Origin of the sequence: Janibacter corallicola NBRC 107790 (assembly GCF_001570965.1) — a bacterium.
Lineage (GTDB): Bacteria > Actinomycetota > Actinomycetes > Actinomycetales > Dermatophilaceae > Janibacter > Janibacter corallicola.
In genome coordinates this window covers 174,273-194,383 of record NZ_BCSR01000001.1, presented here as the reverse complement: position 1 = coordinate 194,383, position 20,111 = coordinate 174,273, and the positions used below count along the sequence as shown (strand labels likewise).

The following is a 20,111-nucleotide window of genomic DNA, read 5'->3' as shown; positions in this document are numbered from 1 at the left end:
CGATCAGCGCGGGGCCATGCGCAGGGCGCCGTCCATGCGCACGACCTCGCCGTTGAGGTAGTCGTGGTCGATGAGCGAGAGCGCCAGCTGGGCGTACTCCTCCGGTCGACCGAGTCGCTGCGGGAAGGGGACTCCCTTCGCCAGGCCCTCGCGGAACTCCTCCGAGACCGTCGCGAGCATCGGGGTCTCGACGATGCCGGGGGCGATCGTGAGCACGCGGATGCCGTGCTGGGCGAGGTCACGAGCGGCGGGCAGGGTGAGCCCGATGATGCCGGCCTTGCTGGAGGCGTAGGCCGCCTGCCCGATCTGGCCCTCGTAGCCGGCGACGGAGGCGGTGTTGACGATGACACCGCGGGCGTCGTGCTCCAGCGGCTCGGTCCTGGCGATCTCCTCGGCGGCGAGGGTGAGCACGTTGAAGGAGCCGATGAGGTTGATCTGGACGACCTTGGCGTAGAAGCCCAGGTCGTGGGGGCCCTTGCGGCCGAGGATGCGCATCGACGGGCCGATGCCCGCGCAGTTGACGACGGAACGAAGGGGGACACCGGCACCGGCCGCGGTGGCGACGCCCTCGCGCACCTGGTCCTCGTCGGTCACGTCCACCTCGACGTACTGCACGCCGTCGACGGCAGGGGCCTTGCCGATGGAGTCCGGGAGGTCGAAGGCGAAGACCTTCGCGCCCCGACCCGCGAGCTCCGCTGCCGTGGCCGCTCCCAGCCCGGAGGCACCCCCGGTGACGATCGCGGCCGTGTCCTTGACCTGCATGTGCATGCTCCCTCGTGTCGTGGTGGCTGTGCCCCGAGCCTAACGGCGCGCCACCACCCGCGGGCGAGACGCCCGCGCGGGCGATCCCGGCTCCGGATACGGTGCGGGCATGTCCATCGATCCCCCTGCGACGCAGCACGTCGGCGGATCCTTCCCCGGCCCCAGCAGCAACCCCCGCGAGGTGCTGCTCTTCGGCCTGACGCCACCCCGGGTGAGCACCGACCCGCAGCGGTTGCCGGAGATCGCCGAGCGGACCATGGCGCGGGTCGAGGACCTCCCGGTGGACGCCCTCGTGCTCTACGACCTCGTCGACGAGTCGGACCGCAACAACGCGCCACGGCCCTTCCCCTTCGTCGAGACCCTCGACCCGACCGACTACCTGCTGGAGCACCTGACCGACTGGGACCGCCCGGCGATCGTCTACCGCTGCGTGGGCAAGTACGGGCAGGACGAGCTGGGCGACTGGCTGGTCGGGGCGCCCGAGCGACTCCTCACCGTCTTCGTCGGCTCCTCCACGCGCGGCACCCCGATGCGCACGAGCCTGCAGGAGGCACTCGAGCTGCGCCGGCGGGTCCGCCCCGACCTTGCGCTGGGCGCCGTGACCATCCCGGAGCGGCACACGCAGCGCGCCGACGAGCACGAGCGGCTGCTGGCCAAGCAGCGCGCGGGCGCCGGCTTCTTCATCAGCCAGGTCGTCTACGACCTCACGGCGGCGAAGAACCTCGCCTCGGACTACCGCTACTCCGTGGTCGAGGAGGGCCTGGAGGCTGCCCCGCTGATCTTCACCCTCTCGCTGTGCGGGTCCGCGAAGACCCTCTCCTTCCTCGAGTGGCTCGGCGTGCAGGTCCCGGCGTGGATGCGCAACGAGATCCTGCACGCCACGGACCCGCTCACGTGGTCCCGTGAGCACGCGCTGAGCGCCGCCCGTGAGCTCGCCGGCTTCTGCCGGTACCTGGGCGTCCCCTTCGGCTTCAACGTCGAGTCGGTCTCGGCGCGGCGCGTGGAGATCGAGGCGGCCGTCGAGCTGACCCACGAGATCTCGGAGCTGCTCGAGCGCGGCTGACTAGGCTCGTGACCATGCGCGCCGAACGCCTGACCGACTCGATCACCCACCACGGCGAGGGGGCCTGCTGGTGGCCCGGCTGGGGCGGCCTCGCGTGCGTCGACATGCTCGCCGGTGACGTGCTCCACCTCGCCGGATCCGGGCAGGTGACCCGCACCCAGGTCGGTGACGTCGCCGCGATGATCCGCCCCCGCGCCGCCGGTGGCGCGGTCGTCGCGGTGGAGCGGGGACTGGCGCTGCTCGACGAGGAGGGCGGGGTCGACCCCCTTCGTCCCGTGTGGGAGAGCCCCGCGATCCGGATGAACGAGGGCGGGGTGGCCCCAGACGGGAGCCTCTACGTCGGGTCGATGGCCTACGACCAGGCGAAGGGGGCGGCCCGCCTCTACCGGGTGCGGCCCGGCCGCGGACCGGAGACCGCCCTGGACGCGGTGACGATCTCCAACGGCATCGACTTCTCCCCGGACGGGCGGCTGGCGTACTACAACGACACCCCGACGGGGCAGATCGCCTGCTTCGACTTCGACCCGGAGTCGGGCCTGACCGGCCGCCGGGTGCACGCCAGGGTCGAGGGCAACCCCGACGGGCTCACCGTGGATGCCGAAGGGGGCGTGTGGACGGCCGTCTTCGGCGGTTCCAGGGTGGAGCGGTGGTCCCCCGAGGGCGTCCGTGACGCGGTCATCGAGGTCGGGGCGGCACAGGTGACCTCGTGCGCCTTCGGCGGTCCGGACCTGGAGCAGCTCTTCGTCACGACCTCCCGGGAGAACCTCGCCGAGGGCGTGGACCCGGCTGCCGGGTCGGTCTTCGTGGCGCGGCCGGGGGTGCGGGGGAAGCTGGTGACCCCCTTCGCCGGGTGAGGATCCTGGGGCGCAGCACCGCCCACGCGGAACGGGAATGAACCACGCGGGATGCTGGTTGAACGGTCAACAACCTACTGAGAGGCGGGATGACCATGCAGTTCGGGATCTTCACGATCGGCGACGTCACCACCGACCCGACCACCGGGCGCACCCCCACCGAGGGCGAGCGGATCGACTCGATGACCAAGATCGCGCTCAAGGCCGAGGAGGTCGGCCTCGACGTCTTCGCCACGGGCGAGCACCACAACCCTCCCTTCGTCCCGTCCGCCCCGACGACGCACCTGGCCTACATCGCGGCGCAGACGAAGCACCTGACGCTCTCCACCGCGACCACCCTCATCACGACGACCGACCCGGTGCGCATCGCGGAGGACTACTCCTTCCTGCAGCACCTGTCCGAGGGCCGGGTCGACCTGATGATGGGCCGCGGCAACACCGGCCCCGTCTACCCGTGGTTCGGCAAGGACATCCGCCAGGGCATCCCGCTCGCGATCGAGAACTACCACCTGCTGCGCCGGCTGTGGCGGGAGAAGAACATCTCCTGGAAGGGGCAGTTCCGCACCCCGCTGCAGGGTTTCACCGCCACGCCCTTCCCGCTGGACGACACCCCGCCCTTCGTGTGGCACGGGTCCATCCGCTCCACGGAGATCGCCGAGCAGGCCGCCTTCTACGGTGACGGCTTCTTCCACAACAACATCTTCTGGAACATGGAGCACACCGCGGCCATGGTGAACCTCTACCGCCAGCGCTTCGAGCACTACGGCCACGGCGCTGCCGACCAGGCCTTCGTCGGCCTCGGCGGGCACGTCTTCATGGCCGACTCCGAGGCCGAGGCCAAGAAGATCTTCCGCCCCTACTTCGACAATGCGCCGGTCTACGGGCACGGCCCCTCCCTGGAGGACTTCACCGCGCAGACGCCGCTGACCGTCGGCACCCCGGATCAGGTCATCGAGCGCACCCTCGGCTTCGCCGACTCCGTCGGCGACTACCAGCGCCAGCTCTTCCTCGTCGACCACGCCGGGGTCCCCCTGGACACCGTCCTGGAGCAGATCGAGATCCTCGGCAAGGAGGTCGTGCCGACGCTGCGCACGGAGTTCGAGCGGCGCCGTCCCGAGCACGTGCCGAGCGACCCGCCGACGCACGAGACGCTCGCCGCCCAGGGCCCGGCGAGCCCGCACCGGCAGGTCATCTCCTCTCCCGTCGCCATCGCCGAGCAGCAGGCGGCCGCGGAGGAGACCACCGTGGGAGCGGCCCGATGAGCCGGCGCATCGTCGTCGTCACGGCGGGCCTCTCGGAGCCCTCCAGCACCCGACTGCTCGCCGACCAGCTGGCCGACGCCACGCGGGCCGCGGTCGGCGGGCGCGGCGAGGAGGCGCAGATCGACGTCATCGAGCTGCGTGAGCTCGCCGTGGAGATGGCCCAGACGATGGTCTCGGGCAACCGGCCGACACCCGGCCTCGTGGACGCGCAGCGGCTGGTGGCCGACGCCGACGGCATGATCGCCGTGACACCGGTCTTCACCGCGAGCTACTCCGGGCTCTTCAAGACCTTCTTCGACCTGCTCGGCAAGGACGCGCTCATCGGGGTGCCGGTCCTCGCGGCCGCGACCGCGGGCACCGCCCGGCACAGCCTCGTGCTCGAGCACGCGCTGCGTCCGATGCTCGCCTACCTGCGTGCCGTCGTCGTGCCCACCGGCGTCTTCGCCGCGACCGACGACTTCGGCGGGGACACCGGCCTCGATACCCGGGTGCACCGCGCCGCGAGCGAGCTGGCCGCCCTCGTCGTCGCGGACACCGCGGGCTCGGCGGGCTTCTCCCCCACCACGAACGACGAACGCTCCAGCGCCCACGGCCTCGAACCGGTGACGGACTTCTCCTCGCTGCTGCGCGGGCACGACGGGCGGGGCTGAGGGCGCGCGGTGGGGCCGCTGATTCGAGGTCGGAGCGCGCGAATAGCCGGGCGCCCCGACCTCGAATGACCTGCGGCGTCCGTCAGCGACGCCGGCGCAGCGATGTCGGCAGCCCCGCGATCGCCGCGACGCCGAGCGCGGTCTTGGGCTCGTAGCCCACGCGCCACAACCCGCCGTGTGCGGCAGCGTCGCTGAAGAGCTCCTCCGGATGGGAGCGCTGCGGCGCCTCGCGCACCAGGTCCCGCACGAGCAGCGCCGCCATGAGCGGACGGACGGTCTCGGGCTGGAAGACCTCGACCCCGAAACGGTGGGCTCCCCCGTAGGCCGCGCCGAGCACGGGGTTCTTCGTCACCGACCTCGTCCAGGTGGCCGGGGCGACGTTGAAGGAGACCCGCTGCCCGGAGGCCTCGGCCTCGACACCGCGCCAGCGCTGCAGCCGCTTGGCGATGACGTAGTTCGGACCCTGCTGGGGCACGATGACGTCCGCGATACCGAGCTCGCCGTCCTCCGCGCTGCGGTAGGCGGGGGCGAAGAGCCGCCCCCGGGCCATCGCGCGGGTCGGTGCCTGCACCGCCTTGATGCCGAAGCCGCGGCCGGACCACCGGGAGCGCGCCTCCGCGACGACCTCGGGCGGGACGACGAAGGCATCCGTCGGTGTGGCCAGCCAGGCGAGCGCGGTCCGGGGTCCGTCCCCGGTCAGCCGGGACATCAGGGCGTCGACGGCCGCGGACACCCGCACGTGCACCCCGGAGTCGGCGTAGGCGTGCATCCCGATCGCGAGCGGCGCCCCGCCGCGCTCCCGGCGGATCCACTCCAGGACCTGACCGGGCTGGTGGATGACGTCCGCGCCCTCCTCGCCGTCCTCGTCGACGGGGAAGGTCAGGGTGCCCGAGCCCCGGTGGGCCATGGCCTTCTTGTACCGCCAGGCCTTGCTCCGGGGCAGGTCCACGGCCATGACGTCCGCGCCCCAGGAGAGCAGTGTCTCCAGCGGGCCCATCTCTGCGCCGGCGCCGATGAGCAGCACCCGGTGCCCGCCTGCGTCGAGCCACTCCGGGTGGTCGATGACCTCGCCGACCGCGGCCGCGAACGAGGGCTCGACGACGCCGGCGTCCACCCACGCGGCGAGCTGGCCGCGCAGCCGCTCGCCCTCGAGGACGCTGCCGCGGTAGGGCACCTGCAGGGTCTGCACGCGCGGCCCGGTCCCGCGCACCGACTCCGTGGCGAAGGGGGCGCCCTCGGCCGGGAGGTCGGCCGCCTCCAGCGCCACCTCGTCACCGTGCCGGTCGACGAGGACCATCCGGGAGCGCATGGAGGCCAGCCCGTCGGCGGCGATCCGGCGGGCGGCGTCCGCGGAGGTCGCACTCGCGGCCGTGGCCTCGTGGACGAGCCCGACGTAGCCCTTGCGCCAGTCCTCGGCCGTCTCGATCCGTTCGGCCAGGCCGGGGTCGACCCCGCGCACGGAGTCGGCGAGGATCCCCTTCGTCGTGGTGCTCGTCCCGCGCCTCCCCTCGCCGTCGGAGGGGAAGTGCACGCCCGGTGAGGTCTCGCTCATACCGTCATTGTGCGTGACGTGGCTCACAGCGGGAACCGGGGTCAGCCGAAGTGGCCCCAGGGCCGACCGCCATGACGCAGGATCTCGGCGATCTCCCTAACGGCCCGCTCGCTCTGCTCCCAGCCGACGACCTTCGTCTCCCACGCGAAGGTCCACCCGTCGCGCACCTCGACGGGCCAGGGGCTGCCCAGGAGCCTGCCGAGCAGGGTGAAGGGCAGGACCAGCAGGAGCAGCAGCATCTCGAGGAGGATGACCACGCTCCACAGGAGCAGCGGCACGATGAGGACGAGGAAGATGATGCCGTCGATGACCTCGATCCCGGTGCCGGAGGCATTCGACCAGGCGTCAGGCATGCGGCACTTCCGCCGCCACGGCAGCCACCGGCGACTCACCCGCCAGACGTGGTGCTCGTCGTCGCGCACCTTCATCCGCGGCCTCCGGGGGTCAGCTCGGCGACGACGGTGGCGGCGTCGGTCCCGCTGGTGAGCCGCTCGACGCCGACCCCCGCGTAGAGCGGCACGTAGGCGACGTCGCCGCGCTCGCGCCCTGCCGCGTGCTCGGCCCTGGCCGCGGCGTCCATCTCGTGCTCGCGGCCGGCCCACTCCCGCACGAAGGGGGTGGCGACCGCCCGGGCGCCGAACTGCGGCGGCCAGGCCAGCTCCTGGGCGACGTCGTGGACCCGCGAGTACCGCGTGCCCGTGGCCCGCGCGAGCGCGGCCCGGGCGGCCTCGGAGTTGTCCGCCTCACGACAGGTGAGGAAGGCGGTCCCGCACCAGGCCGCGGCCGCGCCGGCCGCGAGCACCGCCGCGACGTCGTCGGAGGTGGCGATGCCGCCCGCGGCCAGGACCGGGCGGTCGGTCGCAGCGAGCGCGAGCCGGAGGATCTCTTCCGTGGGCATCGCGTCACGGCCGTGGCCACCCCCTTCGCCACCGCGGGCCACGAGGCCGTCGACGTCGGCCGCGAGCGCCTCCTCGATGTCCGCCTCGTCGCCCACCTGGCTCACCACGGGCAGACCGGCCTCCCGCAGCCGGGCGACCGGCTCGGCGAGGGGGCCGAAGGAGACCGACACGAAGGCCGGCCGTTGCTCGCCCTCGAGAGCGAGCACCGCCTCGACCTGCTCGGTCACCGAGGGCGGCCACGCCATCAACCCGATGCCGAAGGGAGTGCCCTGAGGTGCGACGGAGTCGCCTCGAAGGGCGGTGCCTCCCGCCCCGGCGATCGCTGCCTGCTCGGCGATCCAGGCCCGGGAGGAGGTGCCGCGGGTCCCGACCATCCCGAGGCCGCCGCCCTCGGTGACGGCATGGGCGAGCCGGCCGCCGGCGGCCCCGGCCATGGGGGCGGACACGATCAGAGTGCGTTCGAGCAGGGTGGCGAGCGAGGTCATGGGGTCATGATGCCGCGCCTGCCACGGTGGGGCCCGCGGACCTTCGTAGACTCACGTCCATGACCCTCCGCCGCCTCGCCCCCGTCGCCGCTGCCGCCGTGCTCGTCCTCGCCGGGTGCGGCTCGGGATCGGACGGCTCGGGCGACTCCTCGAGCAGCGCCTCGGGCGGCTCTTCCAGTGCGGACTCGGCCAGCGGCGAGACGCAGTGCCCGGCCGAGGACGGCTCGTCGCAGCGGACGACGAGCTTCGAGCAGGCGCCGCCGATGTGCATCGACACGAAGAAGAAGTACACGGCGACGCTGGAGACCGACGCCGGCGAGATCGAGATCGCCCTGGATGCCAAGAAGGCGCCGAAGACGGTCAACAACTTCGTCGTGCTCTCCCGATACCACTTCTACGACGGGCTGACCTTCCACCGGGTCATCACGAACTTCATGGCCCAGGGCGGCGACCCGGAGGGCAACGGCACGGGCGGGCCGGGCTACACCTTCGAGGACGAGCTGCCGAAGAAGGGCGCCTACAAGGTCGGCTCGGTCGCGATGGCCAACAGCGGGCCGGACACCAACGGCTCGCAGTTCTTCATCATCACCGGGCAGGCGGGGGTCGCGCTGGCGCCGGACTACAGCCTCTTCGGGCAGGTCACCGACGGGCAGGACGTCCTGCAGCGGATCGCCGAGGACGGCTCCGACGGCGAGGGGGCTCCGGAGGTCGAGCACACGATCGAGAAGGTCACGATCGAGCAGGGGTGAGCATGGACGAGGTGCTCGTGGAGAAGGTGCTGCGGGCGGTGGAGCTGGTGCCCTCCGGCCGGGTGGTCTCCTACGGCGACCTCGCCGAGCTCGTCGGCACCGGGCCACGTCACGTCGGGGCGATCATGCGCGAGTACGGCTCCGGCGTCGCCTGGTGGCGGGTCGTCAACGCGGCCGGGGACCCGCCGAAGTTCAAGCGGGAGACGGCCTTCGAGCACTGGGCGGACGAGGGTCTGCTCGTCAAGCGCAACGGACGCGGCTGCCGGATGGCGGAGTACCGCGCCGACCTGGAGGAGCTGGCCCGGGCCCACGCCGAGGCGGTCGCCGACCTGACCTGAGCGGCGCCCCCTCAGCGCTCGCGGCGGAGCCGGTCCGCTCCCTTCGCCGCCGTGCTCTGCGTCGTCACGGGGATCCACGCCAGCCCGACCCGCCGACAGCCAGGACCTCAGTCGTCGGCAGCCGCGAGCTCGGACGCGAGCTCCACCCACCGTTTGCTGAGATCATTCATCTCGGCCATGATCTCGTCCTTGCGCCGTCGGTTGTGACCGAAGAGGATCCCCTCGAGCTCCACGCGCCGTTCGCGCGCCCGAGCGAGCTCACTCTCCCCGAGGGAGGTGATCTGCACGACCTTGCGGCGGGCATCGATCGGCGACCGGGTCCGGACGATGAGTGAGCGGCGCTCGAGCCGTCGCGCGACGTCCACCATGGTCGAGGCGTCGAGCGCAGCGGCATGGCCCACCGACACCTGGTCGGACCCGTCGTAGGCGTCGAGGACGTCGAGGACCGCGAACTGCGGTCCGGTCAGCTGAGAGCCGATCATGCGCGACCACAGGGCGGTGTAGGACTGGTAGAGCCTGCGGATGACGAAGCCCGGCGCATTGCCCAGCTGGTCAGGTGTCTCCGCCCGCCGAACCTCAGACCTGGTCCCCGTCATCCGGTATCCCTCCGTCACAAGGCGTCGATCGCGCCCAAGGCCTCCCTGAGAGCTTGGTTAGCCCCCACTCGGTTGTCCCAGAAGACCATGTGTCCGGCCTCGGGAACAACATGGGTGGAGGCGGCCGGGTTCCCGCTGGTGACCTCCGCCATGACGCTCTCCGGCACGACGGGACTGTCGGACCCGCGGATGAAGGCGACGGGAGCGGGCACCCGCGGCCACCACTGGAAGAAGTCCTCGCTCTCGAACGCGTCGTGCGTGGCGCCGATCGCCTCGGGTTCGCAGGACCCCAGCCACCGGGCCCGGATCTCCTGCTCCCGCCGGGGCCACGACGGCCACGAGGAGGCGACCTCGTCGGCGCTCGTGCCGCGCAGCGCCTCCTCGACCTGCCCCATGAAGGCCGCCCGGCTCGTCGGGTACGGATCGCGGCCCGGGCCGGAGGTCGGCGGGTCCACAGCGATGACGCCGCCGTGCTCCACCCGCCCCCGGGCGGCAACCAGGGTGACGATCCTGGCACCCATCGAGTGGCCCAGGAGGACCGCTCCCGTCCCGGGCACCAGCGCCTCGACGATGCGCTCGACGTCACCTGCGTAGGCCTCGGTCGAGTAGTCCTCGCCGGACTGGGACAGCCCGCGACCTCGGACATCGGTGACGAGGACCCGCCGGGTGGTGGCGAGGTCCCGCGCGACGAAGTCCATGCCCATCGCAGGCATCGAGATGCCGGGCACGAGGACGACGGGGGCGAGGGTCGCCCGGTCGGGTCCCGGATAGTCCAGGACGTGCAGACCCACCTCGCCGTCGACCCACCGGCTCGACGCTCCGGTCGCCGGCAGGTCCGCCAGCGCTGTCAGGGAGACCGTGCGGTCCGTCATGCTGTTCCTCCTTCGTCCGGTTCACCGGACAGATAAGCGAGCGCGTCCTCGAGGTCGACGACGTCGCCGTACTTTGCCTGGATGTCGAAGAGATTGGCCTCGTGCGGGCCCTGGGCGCGGTCACCGACCGCCTCACGGGGCACGAGGACGGAGAAGCCGTCCTGCACGGCGTCCACGGCGGAGGCTCGGATGCACCCGCTGGTGGTCGCGCCGGTGAGCACGACGGTGTCGCACCCCCGAGCCCGTAGCAGCGCGGCCAGGGTCGTCCCGTGGAAGGCCGACGCCCCCTTCTTGTCGATCACGACATCCGTCGCGTCCTCGACGGGGAGGCGCGGATCGAGGACGATCGCCTCGCTGCCCTCGAGCATGCCGCGCATCCCGGCCGCCTTGGTGAGCCAGGTGACGACGCCGGGCTGCACCTCGGCCCGGCTGTACACGATGCGCGTCACGATGACCGGGTGGCCCTGGGCGTGCGCCGCGTCGATGAGTCCGGAGGTCGCCGTGACGACGTCGGTGAGATCGGAGCCGGCGTCGAACTGCGGCTCGGTGAATCCGCGGGTCAGGTCGATGACCACCAGTGCGGGCCGAGAGCCTCGGTCGACGCTGCCGCCCCACCCGGCACGGTCATAGGTCGCCCGAGTGGTCTCGTCGACCCCATTCGTCGGGGTGCTGGTCATGACCGACCTCCCTGCCGCCGGCCGAAGGCCCGCGTGAGGATCCAGCCCTCGATGCAGCCGGCGACGAAGGTCGCTGCGATCGTCAGCCGACGCCTGGTCGCCTCGTCGAGCAACCCGGTACCAGTGGCAGTACCACGAGGGGGCGAAGGGGGGAGTCCGCTCCCTCTCGTGGTGGTCATGGCACCGACGGGCGAGCGCTGGTCGACCGTGGCCCCGACCTCGTCCGGGACGGCCTCCGCGGGCTCCTCCAGGAGCGAGGCCATGTTCGTGGCGAATTGCGCGAGGATCTTGTTGGAGACCGAGGCGATCGCCCCCTTGCCGAACTGCACGAACTTCCCGCGGATGTTCAGGTCCGTGGTGATCTGCAGCAGCGACCCGTCCGGGTGCTCGACGACTGCGAGCCACACATCGGCCTCTGCGTCCCCGTTTCCCTTGACGTCCGTGCCGCGGCCCACCAGGCGCATGGTCCGCGCGATCTGGTCCACCTCGACGAATCGCAGCACCCCCTCGAAGGAGGCACCGATCGGCCCGACCCGGAGGCCGACCCGACCGCGATAGCCGTCCTCGCCCTCGCGGTCCAGCAGCTCGGCCCCGGGCAGGCAGGAGGCCACCCGCTCCACGTCGTTGATGAGGGCGAAGACCCGCTCGGGGTCAGCCGTCACGACAGCCGTGTTCTCGATCTTCATGCGGGTGCTCCTTCGGAGGTGTCCGGGGTCTCGCCGCGGCGGTGCCGGGCGACCCGGCCGACTGCGTCGACGATGGTCTCGTAGCCCGTGCAGCGACAGAGGTTGGCCGAGACGAGCTCTCGGATCTCTTCCCTGTCGGAGCTCTCCAGGTGGGGGATGCCCCCCTCGGCGAGCATGAGCATCCCGGGAGTGCAGAACCCGCACTGCAGCGAGTGGCAGTCCGTGAAGGCCTCCTGGAGGTCGTTCAGGCCGCCTTCGTCGGCGAGCGACTCGACGGTCCGGACCTCACTGCCGTCGGCCATGACCCCCAGCACGAGGCAGGATCGCGTCGGCTCCCCGTCGACGAGCACGGTGCACGCACCGCAGATCCCGTGTTCGCAGGCGACGTGGGTGCCGGTGGCTCCGACCCGGTGGCGAAGCACGTCGACGAGGGTCTCGCGGGCCTCGACGAGGAGTTCGTGCTCCTCACCATTGACGGTCAACTCGATGAGATGGCGGTCATTCATCGGGTACCTCCTGAGAGTGCGGCCTGCACGGCGCGCGGGGTGATGGGTGTCCGGTCGATCTGGGACCCGGTGCGGTGGAGTGCGTCGTTGACCGCCCCGAGGAGGGCGCCCGGAGCCCCGATGGTCCCGCCCTCTCCCGCCCCCTTCGCGCCGGTCTCGTTGTAGATGCACGGCGTCTCGAGGTGGGCCATCCTGATGTCGGGGGTCTCCATCGCCGTCGGGACGCAGTAGTCCATGAAGCTTGCGCACGAGGGCTCCCCGTTGGCGTCGTAGGTGATCTCCTCGTAGAGCGCTCCGGCGATCCCCTGGGCGATGCCACCGCGGGCCTGCCCCTCGACGACGGTCGGGTTGATCGCCACGCCGCAGTCCTCGACGCAGAAGTAGCGCAGGATCTGCACGGCGCCCGTGGTCGCGTCCAGCTCCACGACAGCTGCCTGGGTGGCGTTGGAGAAGGTGCCGTCGTTGGTGACGTCGAAGGAGGCCGACGCGTGGAGGCCGGGACTGACGCCCTTCGGCAGCCGGTGCGACTGGAGGTAGGCCACGTTCGCGATCTGCTCGTAGGTGAGCCGCTGGTCGGGTAGGTCCCGTCGCTGGACCGCGCCGTCCCGCAGGTGGAGGTTGTCCGTGTTGGTCTCCATCAAGTGCGCGGCGATCTCGACGAGGTCGTCCCCGAGAGCACGCGAGGCGAGCTGCACGGCGCTGGCCCCGATGACTGCCGACCGCGAGGCGAAGGTGCCGAACCCGTATGTGATGCGGTCGGTGTCGCCCTGGTGCAGCTGGACCCGTTCGACGTCGACCTGCAATGCATCGGCGACGACCTGGGCCATCGTCGTCTCGTGGCTCTGACCGTGACTCATCGTGCCGCTCGTGACGGTGATGGTCCCGTCGAGATCCATCCGGATGTCGGAGATGTCGAAGCCGGGGACGACGAGCATCTTGCGAGCGGCGAAGGCCGAGCTGCCGTACCCGGTCCGCTCGCTGAAGCACGCGTAACCGATGCCGATGTGGCGTCCCTGCTCGCGGGCGCGGCTCTGCCACTCGTACCACCCCTCCTCGCGGACCATCTGCTCGCACAGGTCGAGCGACTCCAGGTAGGAGCCGGGGTCGTACGTGATGTTGTTGATCGACGTGTAGGGGAACTCGGTGATGAGGTTGCGCCGGCGCACGTCGAGCGGGTCCATGGCGAGGGCTCGCCCTGCTCGGTCCATGATCTGCTCGAGAAGCATGACGTACTGGGGGCGCGAGACCCCTCGGTACGGGGCGGACGGCGCCTTGTTGCTCGCGACCGCGAGGGCCCGCACGCGGTAGGCGCCGAGTCGGTAGACCCCGGGCATCTCGGCGGAAGCCATGAGGGGTTCGATGCCGGCCGTGAAGGGGTAGCACGAATAGGCACCCATGTCGCAGGCCACGTCGACGTCCAGCGCGAGGAACTCACCGTCCTCCGCGAAGGCCGCCCGCGCCGTGTAGTGCTGCTCCCGGGCGAGGAACGAGGCGGTGAGGGCGTCCTTGCGGTCCTCGATCCACTTGACCGGCTTGCCGATGCGTTTGGCCGCCGCGGCGACCGCCATCTCCTCGCGCCCGACGACGCACTTGATGCCGAAGCCACCGCCCATGTCGGGGACGACGACGCGCACCTGGCGTTCGGGCAACCCCAGGCTGGCCGCCGTGGCGGTACGCACGAGGTGCGGCACCTGGGTGGGGGTGTGGAGCACGAGCTGGGACTCACGCGCGTCCCACTGGGCCAGGGCCGCCCGCGTCTCCATCGGCAGCGCGTTCTGCCGCCCCGTGTCCAGGGAGACCTCGATGACCCGGGCCGCTCGCTCGAAGGCGTCGTCCACCCCGGGTGTGTCGAAGAGGGAGACGTCGACGAGGACATTGTCCGGAGCCCCGTCGTGGATCCGCCGGGCGCCGTCGGCCATCGCGGCGTCGGCGGAGACGATCGCCTCGTACTCCTCGTACTCCACGCGCGCAGCCTCCACGCCGTCCTCCGCGGCGTGCGGCGTCCGTGCGATGACGATGGCGATCGGCTCACCGATGAAGCGCACGACGTCGTGGGCGAGGACGGGCATGTCGGTCGGTCGGAACTGCTCGAAGGGCCGGTCGAGGAGGGCGGTGATCGGGGCCATCACGAGGTCGTCCGCCGAGAAGGCGGCCACGACGCCGGGCACCGCGCGAGCGGCCTCGAGGTCGACCTCGAGGATCCGCCCGAAGGCGACCCGACTGCGGACGAACTGGGCATGGAGCTGCCCGGTCAGGTCGATGTCGTCGACGAATCGCCCGGCGCCCGTCAGGAGCCGGGGGTCCTCACGCCGACGGACCCCTGCACCGATGAAGGCCCCGTCCCGGGACATCGTGGGAGAGCGCAGCGTGGCCTCCCCGCTCGATGGCTGCTCAGGTGTGCTCATCGCTTCCGTGCCTCCTCCACGGCATCGGTGACCATGCCGGTCACCAGGCCGCGCTGGTAGTCGTCGTCCACCTCGAGGTCGTCGAGGTCGGCGCCGACGGCTGTCCGCAGCGCGGCCTCGTCTGCCTCGTCGTCCAGTGCGGACTCGGCCCGTGGCAGTCGGCTCGGAGCCGGAGCGGCCCCGCTGACCACGACCCGGGACCCGGCTGCCCCTCCGGGCGACGGGAGAACCACTCCCGCCGCAGCCAGGGCGAAGTCGCCGTGCCGCAGGCCGTACTCGGCGAACCCGGTGGCCCCCTCGGCCGCGGGAAGGACCACGCGAGTGACGATCTCGTCCATCTCGAGCGCCGTCGTGTAGAGACCGAAGAAGAACTCCTCGGCGGCGATCTCCCGCTCGCCGGTGGAGCCCTCGGCGACGATCCTCGCTCCGAGGAGGACGCACAGGAGCGGCCACTCGGCGGAGCCGTCGGCGTGGGCGATGCTGCCGCCCACGGTCCCGCGGGTACGAATCGGCAGGTGCCCGACGTGGCGCATCGTCGTCGCAACCATGCGATGGCCACGGCTCCCACGGACGATCGGGCTCTCGAGCACCGCCTGGTGCGTGGTCAGAGCGCCGATCGCCAGCTCGTCGTCGACGAGCTCGATGGCATCGAGACCCGGGACCCTGGTGATGTCGACGAGGTGCTCGGGTCGCGCCAGCCGGAAGCTCATCATCGGGACGAGCGACTGTCCACCGGCGATGACCTTCGACTCCTCACCGAACTCGCTCAGCAGGGCGAGCGCATCGCCGACGCTGGCCGCGCGGTGGTAGTTGACGGGTGCGGGTTTCACAGGACTCCTGGGTCGTAGAGGTGTGGCCGTGCTGGGATCTCACATGCGGGTGATCACTCGAACGCGGCGGCCGGCGCGGACGTCGGTGCGGCGTCCACGTCACGGTCGTCGGTCACCGCGTCCAGATCCATCCCCTTGGTCTCGGGGGCGAACTTCACCATCATCGCGACGGAGATGAACACGAGGACCATCAGGACGAGGAAGGTGGTGACCTTGCCCAGGACCGGGAACATCCACGCGCTGAACAGCAGCGGTGTGAGCCCGGTCGCGACCCGGCTGGCGGAGGAGGACCACGCGAAGCCGCTCGCCCTGACCTCGGTCGGGTACATCTCTGCGATGTAGGCGTACAGGACCGGGATCGCCATCTGGATGACGAAACCGAAGACCCCGATGGCGATGAGTGCCAGACCGGTCATCTCGAGGGTTGCCCCGATACCGACCAGGGCGACCGACCCCAGGCTGGCGCTCACTCCCAGGAGCCACTTGCGACCGGTGATGTCGACCAGGTAGGTCGACAGCGCACACCCGAAGATGCCGATGGCGCTCATGATGGTCGAGCCCAGGAAGGCCACCGTGAACGAGGCGCCGGCGTCGGACAGGAGGGTCGGCAGCCAGCTGAGCGCGGCGTAGTAGACGACCATGATGCTCACGAAGAGCATCCACGCGGTGAGCGTGATCATCGGCATCCGGCCCCAGATCATGCGCAGCTGCCGAGCAGCAGCCACGAAGCCGTTGACCTTCGCCTCGACCACCGGCGGCTTGATCTCGTAGTCCTCCGGCGTGGCGCCCGTCGCACGAACGAGCCGATCGATGACCTCGCGCGCCTCCGCCTCACGACCGACCTTCGCCAGGTAGATGGGCGACTCGGGCACACCTCTGCGCACCCAGAACGTGAGGAGGGCCGGGAGCACCATGATGCCGAGCATCACGCGCCAGTTGTGGTCCACACCGAGCAGGGCCCACGCCGACAGCCCCGCCAGGGTCGCACCGATCGGCCAGAAGAGGTCGAGGGCCGTCAGCACCTTTCCGCGCACCCGCTTCGGTGAGAACTCACCGACGATCGCGTAGTCCACGGGGATGCATCCACCCAGTCCGAATCCGGCGATGAAACGGAACGCGAGGAAGACCTCGTAGTTCGGGGAGAAGGCGCCGAGGACGGAGAACAGGGCGAAGATCGCCAAGGTGATGCTGAAGGCCCTCTTGCGGCCGAGTCGGTCGGCAATGCTTCCCCAGACGATCGCGCCGACCGCCATGCCGACGAGATTCGCCGTCGCGACATAGCCGCGGGCTCCCGTCGACAGGTCGAAGTCGAGCGCGACGAGTGGAGTCAGGAAGCCGTTGAGCGCGATGTCCCACGCGTCGAACAGGTACCCGAGTCCGCCGATGAGGAAGATCTTGCCTTGCACATTCCATTTCCAGGGAAGGTCCTGGACGATCTGGTCTCCAGTGCGCATACGTATCTCCATTGATTGATAGGCCCGGAGCCGCTCGAGCAGTCGCTCAGCGACGGAACTGGTAGTGGTATGACTCGGTGTCTGCGTTGTTGAGCGGACTGCCGCTCCAGAGCCAGTCGTAGGAAACGTCGGACTCGCCGTTGAAGGTCGCCAGCTTCTTGTCCCGCTCCTCCTGCTCCGGCCCGTCCGGCAGGTGGTAGAAGTCCTTGTTCCGGAAGGAGGCGTCCTGGACCATGCCCGCGTGCTTGGAGCGGCGCGAGACGTACCGGGCCAGGGCAGCCGGGATGTCCTCACGGGTCACCGCGCCGAGCTCCTCGGCCAGCACTCCCGCATCCTCCATGGCCTGCGAAGCACCCTGCGCCTGGTAGGGCAGCATGGCGTGGCAGGCATCCCCGAGCAGCGCGACATGGTTGTCGACCCAGACCGGGTCGCGGCGGCGGTGGTACATGGCCCAGACGCTGCAATCGTCTCCGGCCTTGGAGAGCATCGCGGCGACACGGTCGTCCCAGTCCCGGTACTGCTCGAGCATCTCCTCGACCGTCGCGGGACGGGACCAGGTGCGGGCGATGTCGTCGTCGGCGGGGACGATCGCCACGATGTTCAGCATGTCTCCGCCACGGATCATGTAGTGGACGAGGTGCCGGTCCGGGCCGTACCAGATGGTGCTCTGGAAGCGGTCGACCAGCCAGCGTGTCGCCGGGTCCTCACGGATCGCGTCACCCGGAACGAGCACCCGGTAGGCCATCTCGCCGGAGAACTCGAGAGTGTCCTCGGCGCCGAGTGCGTCCCTGACCGCTGAGCGGATGCCGTCAGCGCCGACGACGACATCACCCTGGAAGCGGCGTCCGTCGGAGGTGATGACGACCGGTCGGGCCGGGTCGCTCTGGTCGACATCGTTGGCCTGCGCGCCGGTGACGACCTCCACCACGGGCCCGTGACCCGCTGGATCGACGCACGCGTCGTGGATGACCTGATGGAGGTCGGCGCGGTGGTAGTGCCAGTAGGGGGCGTTGTAGATGTCCTTGACGTGCAGGCCCAGCGCCGTGAGGCCGATGACGCTGCCGTCCTTCCACCGACGCCGGACCTGGTCCTGCGGCTCCGTCTTGATCCTCTCCAGCTCCGGCAGCAGACCCAGACCCATCAGGACCCTGGCGGCATTGGGCGCGGTCTGGATGCCTGCGCCGACCTCGCCGAGCTCGTCGGCGCGCTCGAGGACGGTGACGCGCAGGCCCTGCTGGCGCATGGCGAGGGCAGCGGTGAGGCCGCCGAGGCCGCCGCCGACGAGGACGACCTCGAGGGATTGACTCATGGACACGAATGACTCCTTGGACGTGGAGGGGACAGGGGACGGAGGGGGGTGGGTCAGGGCTCGATGAGGGTTCCGTCGGCCACGACGGTGCGCCCGTCGAGCTCCACGGTGCAGCCACGCATGGCGATGTCGAGGTGGGCGTAGGAGTCGCGGTGCAGCACCGGGTGCGGCCCGGTGGACCACAGGAAGTTTCCGGCAAAGGCCCTGGCCTCCATGCCCATGACCTCGTGCTTGGCGTACATCGCCTGGGCGAACCAGTCCGCGCTCTTCATCAGGCCCCACCCCATGTGGGAGAGGTAGCGCGCCCACTTGTCGTCGGAGTCGCCGAAGTAGGTCTCGATCATGTGCGCGTCGGCCCCGCCGCTGACGGTGTCGATGTGACCGCCGGAGACCTCGAGGGTGACCGCCTCGCGGATGTACTCCTTGAACGGCAGGATGATGTCTCCCGGCGCGAGGACGATCTGGCCATCGGAGATCTCCGGCCAGCACAGCACCATCGTGCTCGGCCAGTGGTCCCATCGACCGGGGTCGTCCGCGAACCCGACCTGGAAGTCGCAGCGCACGTTGTGCAGGTCGACGGTGAGGTCCGTCCCGGCCCGGCTCGTGACCCGCATGGTCGTCGACTCGTTCACGAGGTTCTGCCCGGCCAGCACGCGGTCCTTGTCCTGTGCCGTGGGCATGTTGCGGACGAGGACGTCGGGAGCATCGCAGACGAAGAGGATGCGCGTCCCCGCCCCCAGGATCTCGTCCTGGATCGGCGCGTGGATGAAGCCCTCCCGCGTCAGGTCGAGCACGAGGTCGGCCTCCTTGAGCAGGTTCTGGGCCACCGAGTCCTGCAGGACCGAGCTCAGTCCGGGGCCGGCTCCGGTGTGCGTGCTCGGTACCGGGTCAGGGTTCCCACCCGGGACCGTCGCCGCCACGACGTGGGCGCCGCAGGCCTTGGCCGCCGCAAAGGAGGCGGCCACGTAGTCCTGGCGACTCGACGGCTCTGCCAGCACGACGACGTGCTCGTTCGGCTGGAGCTTGCACAGGTGCAGCTCTTCCGTGAACGCCTGAACGAGGTCCGCTGAGGTCAGCTGGTTCATCTCGATCTCTCTCTCAACTCGGCTCTGAGCGAAGTACGAACTCATTTCTATACGCATGATTCGTGCCGAGTCAAGGGGTCACCCGGCTTCGCGTTGCCACCTGGAGCGATGCCGGCAACGACCTGCCGGGGCGTCGCACAGAGCCCCAAAACCCCTTGTTTCTGGCGCTTATATCACCACTTTCGCGCCGTCACCCCACTCTGGCGCCCCCCACCGGATCGCCCGAAAACCGCTCTTCGCCACCCCTTGCCATCGATGCATTTCTTCGTGTACGAATCATCTATGACTCTCACTGACTCGACGCGCCACATCGGCCTGATCGTCCCGAGCTCGAATCTGACGATGGAGACGGAGCTTCCCGAGATCTTCGGGCGCCGCAGCCAGGTGCACCCCGAGGACCGGTTCGTGTTCCACTCCAGCCGGATGCGCATGAAGCACGTGACTCCGGAGGAGCTCAAGGCCATGAACGCCCAGACCGACCGGGCCGCTCTCGAGCTGGCCGACGCCCGGCCGGATGCCGTCGCCTCCGCCTGCCTCGTGGCGATCATGGCCCAGGGGCCCGGCTACCACTGCACCGCCGAGGACCAGATGCGCGCCGCACTCGAGAGCGAAGGAGTGACCTCCCCGGTCATCAGCAGCGCTGGTGCACTGCTCCGCGGGCTCGCAGCCCTGGACGCCCGCCGGGTCGTCATGGTGACTCCGTACATGAAGCCCCTGACCACGCTGGTGGCCAACTACGTCGAGGACGCGAACATCGAGGTCCTCGACACCCTCTCGCTCGAGGTCTCCGACAACATCGCGGTGGCCAACCTCGATCCGACCGACCTCGTCGAGCACTGGAAGCGCCTCGACCCACGGGCGCTGGAGGAGGCCGACGTCCTGGTGCTGTCGGCCTGTGTGCAGATGCCGTCGCTCGCTGCCATACAGGCGGTCGAGGACGCTTACGGAAAGCCGGTGATCTCCGCCGCGGTCGCCACCGCCTGGGCGATCCTGCAGGACCTCGGCCTGTCCACGCACGTCCCCGGCACAGGCAGCCTTCTCGACGGCAGCCACTAGTCACCCCACACGACCTGCGGG

21 protein-coding genes are annotated in these 20,111 nt (G+C 70.5%); 7 read left to right on the top strand and 14 right to left on the bottom strand.

Annotation, left to right across the window (positions count from 1 at the left end; genetic code table 11):
* Positions 1–3: 3 nt before the first annotated feature.
* The gene (locus tag JCO01S_RS01025) at positions 4–762 is read right to left on the bottom strand and encodes an SDR family NAD(P)-dependent oxidoreductase (protein ID WP_068249626.1); all 759 of its coding nucleotides are present in this window, start codon (positions 760–762) and stop codon (positions 4–6) included.
* A 109-nt stretch (positions 763–871) separates the two neighbouring features.
* Between JCO01S_RS01025 and JCO01S_RS01020 the strand changes: the two genes are divergently transcribed.
* From JCO01S_RS01020 to JCO01S_RS01005, 4 genes are all read left to right on the top strand, one after another.
* Complete coding sequence (locus JCO01S_RS01020) at positions 872–1,825, top strand: methylenetetrahydrofolate reductase (RefSeq protein ID WP_084342522.1); 954 nt, start codon at positions 872–874, stop codon at positions 1,823–1,825.
* 14 nt (positions 1,826–1,839) lie between these two features.
* Positions 1,840–2,679, top strand: coding sequence for an SMP-30/gluconolactonase/LRE family protein (locus tag JCO01S_RS01015; RefSeq protein ID WP_068249622.1), 840 nt, complete (start codon positions 1,840–1,842; stop codon positions 2,677–2,679).
* 95 nt (positions 2,680–2,774) lie between these two features.
* Positions 2,775–3,941, top strand: a complete 1,167-nt coding sequence (locus JCO01S_RS01010) for a CE1758 family FMN-dependent luciferase-like monooxygenase (RefSeq protein WP_068249620.1) — start codon at positions 2,775–2,777, stop codon at positions 3,939–3,941.
* On the top strand, positions 3,938–4,591 hold the full coding sequence (locus JCO01S_RS01005; RefSeq protein WP_068249537.1) for an FMN reductase: 654 nt from the start codon (positions 3,938–3,940) through the stop codon (positions 4,589–4,591). The genes JCO01S_RS01010 and JCO01S_RS01005 overlap by 4 nt, the downstream gene beginning before the upstream one ends.
* A gap of 82 nt (positions 4,592–4,673) precedes the next feature.
* Here JCO01S_RS01005 and JCO01S_RS01000 read toward each other — a convergent pair whose 3' ends face one another.
* The 3 genes from JCO01S_RS01000 to JCO01S_RS00990 form a co-directional block, all read right to left on the bottom strand.
* A complete protein-coding gene (locus JCO01S_RS01000; RefSeq protein WP_068249535.1) occupies positions 4,674–6,143 on the bottom strand; it encodes a hypothetical protein in 1,470 nt (489 codons plus the stop codon).
* A gap of 41 nt (positions 6,144–6,184) precedes the next feature.
* Entirely contained in the window at positions 6,185–6,496 is a 312-nt protein-coding gene (locus JCO01S_RS00995; protein ID WP_157074423.1) for a hypothetical protein, read from the bottom strand.
* A 71-nt stretch (positions 6,497–6,567) separates the two neighbouring features.
* The gene (locus JCO01S_RS00990; protein ID WP_068249531.1) at positions 6,568–7,527 is read right to left on the bottom strand and encodes an NAD(P)H-dependent flavin oxidoreductase; all 960 of its coding nucleotides are present in this window, start codon (positions 7,525–7,527) and stop codon (positions 6,568–6,570) included.
* 59 nt (positions 7,528–7,586) lie between these two features.
* Between JCO01S_RS00990 and JCO01S_RS00985 the strand changes: the two genes are divergently transcribed.
* Together JCO01S_RS00985 and JCO01S_RS00980 are read left to right on the top strand one after the other, a co-directional pair.
* Positions 7,587–8,276: a peptidylprolyl isomerase gene (locus JCO01S_RS00985; RefSeq protein WP_068249529.1), complete on the top strand. Its 690-nt coding sequence runs from the start codon at positions 7,587–7,589 to the stop codon at positions 8,274–8,276.
* A gap of 2 nt (positions 8,277–8,278) precedes the next feature.
* The gene (locus JCO01S_RS00980) at positions 8,279–8,614 is read left to right on the top strand and encodes an MGMT family protein (RefSeq protein WP_068249527.1); all 336 of its coding nucleotides are present in this window, start codon (positions 8,279–8,281) and stop codon (positions 8,612–8,614) included.
* 107 nt (positions 8,615–8,721) lie between these two features.
* Here JCO01S_RS00980 and JCO01S_RS00975 read toward each other — a convergent pair whose 3' ends face one another.
* Genes JCO01S_RS00975 through JCO01S_RS00930 form a run of 10 tightly spaced genes read right to left on the bottom strand, consistent with a single transcriptional unit; the run spans position 8,722 to position 19,034 of the window.
* Positions 8,722–9,210, bottom strand: coding sequence for a MarR family winged helix-turn-helix transcriptional regulator (locus JCO01S_RS00975; protein ID WP_068249525.1), 489 nt, complete (start codon positions 9,208–9,210; stop codon positions 8,722–8,724).
* A gap of 14 nt (positions 9,211–9,224) precedes the next feature.
* Entirely contained in the window at positions 9,225–10,082 is an 858-nt protein-coding gene (locus JCO01S_RS00970; protein ID WP_068249523.1) for an alpha/beta fold hydrolase, read from the bottom strand.
* Positions 10,079–10,759 carry an isochorismatase family protein gene (locus JCO01S_RS00965; RefSeq protein WP_068249521.1) on the bottom strand — a complete coding sequence of 227 codons (681 nt, stop codon included), beginning with the start codon at positions 10,757–10,759 and terminating at the stop codon, positions 10,079–10,081. Before JCO01S_RS00965 ends, JCO01S_RS00970 begins: the two co-directional genes overlap by 4 nt.
* Entirely contained in the window at positions 10,756–11,445 is a 690-nt protein-coding gene (locus JCO01S_RS00960) for an SRPBCC family protein (protein WP_068249519.1), read from the bottom strand. The genes JCO01S_RS00965 and JCO01S_RS00960 overlap by 4 nt, the downstream gene beginning before the upstream one ends.
* Positions 11,442–11,951, bottom strand: a complete 510-nt coding sequence (locus JCO01S_RS00955) for a (2Fe-2S)-binding protein (protein ID WP_068249517.1) — start codon at positions 11,949–11,951, stop codon at positions 11,442–11,444. Before JCO01S_RS00955 ends, JCO01S_RS00960 begins: the two co-directional genes overlap by 4 nt.
* Positions 11,948–14,356: a xanthine dehydrogenase family protein molybdopterin-binding subunit gene (locus JCO01S_RS00950; protein WP_218002197.1), complete on the bottom strand. Its 2,409-nt coding sequence runs from the start codon at positions 14,354–14,356 to the stop codon at positions 11,948–11,950. Before JCO01S_RS00950 ends, JCO01S_RS00955 begins: the two co-directional genes overlap by 4 nt.
* Positions 14,353–15,186: an FAD binding domain-containing protein gene (locus JCO01S_RS00945; RefSeq protein WP_068249514.1), complete on the bottom strand. Its 834-nt coding sequence runs from the start codon at positions 15,184–15,186 to the stop codon at positions 14,353–14,355. The genes JCO01S_RS00950 and JCO01S_RS00945 overlap by 4 nt, the downstream gene beginning before the upstream one ends.
* Positions 15,187–15,239: 53 nt before the next feature.
* On the bottom strand, positions 15,240–16,640 hold the full coding sequence (locus tag JCO01S_RS00940; protein WP_068249512.1) for an MFS transporter: 1,401 nt from the start codon (positions 16,638–16,640) through the stop codon (positions 15,240–15,242).
* Positions 16,641–16,686: 46 nt separating this feature from the next.
* A complete protein-coding gene (locus JCO01S_RS00935) occupies positions 16,687–17,949 on the bottom strand; it encodes an FAD-dependent monooxygenase (RefSeq protein ID WP_218002195.1) in 1,263 nt (420 codons plus the stop codon).
* A 53-nt stretch (positions 17,950–18,002) separates the two neighbouring features.
* Positions 18,003–19,034 (bottom strand): 2,5-dihydroxypyridine 5,6-dioxygenase NicX family protein, encoded by a 1,032-nt coding sequence (locus JCO01S_RS00930; RefSeq protein WP_068249508.1) that lies wholly within the window; start codon positions 19,032–19,034, stop codon positions 18,003–18,005.
* A 282-nt stretch (positions 19,035–19,316) separates the two neighbouring features.
* On the opposite strand from JCO01S_RS00930, the gene JCO01S_RS00925 reads away from it, so the two are divergent.
* Positions 19,317–20,090 (top strand): maleate cis-trans isomerase family protein, encoded by a 774-nt coding sequence (locus JCO01S_RS00925; RefSeq protein ID WP_068249506.1) that lies wholly within the window; start codon positions 19,317–19,319, stop codon positions 20,088–20,090.
* Positions 20,091–20,111: the final 21 nt, after the last annotated feature.

Coding starts and splice junctions, on each gene's coding strand:
- JCO01S_RS00990 (WP_068249531.1), bottom strand. CDS start 7,527: ATGACCTCGCTCGCCACCCTGCTCGAACGCACTCTGATCGTGTCCGCC.
- JCO01S_RS00965 (WP_068249521.1), bottom strand. CDS start 10,759: ATGACCAGCACCCCGACGAATGGGGTCGACGAGACCACTCGGGCGACC.
- JCO01S_RS01025 (WP_068249626.1), bottom strand. CDS start 762: ATGCAGGTCAAGGACACGGCCGCGATCGTCACCGGGGGTGCCTCCGGG.
- JCO01S_RS00940 (WP_068249512.1), bottom strand. CDS start 16,640: ATGCGCACTGGAGACCAGATCGTCCAGGACCTTCCCTGGAAATGGAAT.
- JCO01S_RS00935 (WP_218002195.1), bottom strand. CDS start 17,949: ATGAGTCAATCCCTCGAGGTCGTCCTCGTCGGCGGCGGCCTCGGCGGC.
- JCO01S_RS01020 (WP_084342522.1), top strand. CDS start 872: ATGTCCATCGATCCCCCTGCGACGCAGCACGTCGGCGGATCCTTCCCC.
- JCO01S_RS01000 (WP_068249535.1), bottom strand. CDS start 6,143: ATGAGCGAGACCTCACCGGGCGTGCACTTCCCCTCCGACGGCGAGGGG.
- JCO01S_RS00985 (WP_068249529.1), top strand. CDS start 7,587: ATGACCCTCCGCCGCCTCGCCCCCGTCGCCGCTGCCGCCGTGCTCGTC.
- JCO01S_RS00930 (WP_068249508.1), bottom strand. CDS start 19,034: ATGAACCAGCTGACCTCAGCGGACCTCGTTCAGGCGTTCACGGAAGAG.
- JCO01S_RS00950 (WP_218002197.1), bottom strand. CDS start 14,356: ATGAGCACACCTGAGCAGCCATCGAGCGGGGAGGCCACGCTGCGCTCT.
- JCO01S_RS01005 (WP_068249537.1), top strand. CDS start 3,938: ATGAGCCGGCGCATCGTCGTCGTCACGGCGGGCCTCTCGGAGCCCTCC.
- JCO01S_RS00960 (WP_068249519.1), bottom strand. CDS start 11,445: ATGAAGATCGAGAACACGGCTGTCGTGACGGCTGACCCCGAGCGGGTC.
- JCO01S_RS01010 (WP_068249620.1), top strand. CDS start 2,775: ATGCAGTTCGGGATCTTCACGATCGGCGACGTCACCACCGACCCGACC.
- JCO01S_RS00925 (WP_068249506.1), top strand. CDS start 19,317: ATGACTCTCACTGACTCGACGCGCCACATCGGCCTGATCGTCCCGAGC.
- JCO01S_RS00975 (WP_068249525.1), bottom strand. CDS start 9,210: ATGACGGGGACCAGGTCTGAGGTTCGGCGGGCGGAGACACCTGACCAG.
- JCO01S_RS00980 (WP_068249527.1), top strand. CDS start 8,279: ATGGACGAGGTGCTCGTGGAGAAGGTGCTGCGGGCGGTGGAGCTGGTG.
- JCO01S_RS00995 (WP_157074423.1), bottom strand. CDS start 6,496: ATGCCTGACGCCTGGTCGAATGCCTCCGGCACCGGGATCGAGGTCATC.
- JCO01S_RS01015 (WP_068249622.1), top strand. CDS start 1,840: ATGCGCGCCGAACGCCTGACCGACTCGATCACCCACCACGGCGAGGGG.
- JCO01S_RS00955 (WP_068249517.1), bottom strand. CDS start 11,951: ATGAATGACCGCCATCTCATCGAGTTGACCGTCAATGGTGAGGAGCAC.
- JCO01S_RS00970 (WP_068249523.1), bottom strand. CDS start 10,082: ATGACGGACCGCACGGTCTCCCTGACAGCGCTGGCGGACCTGCCGGCG.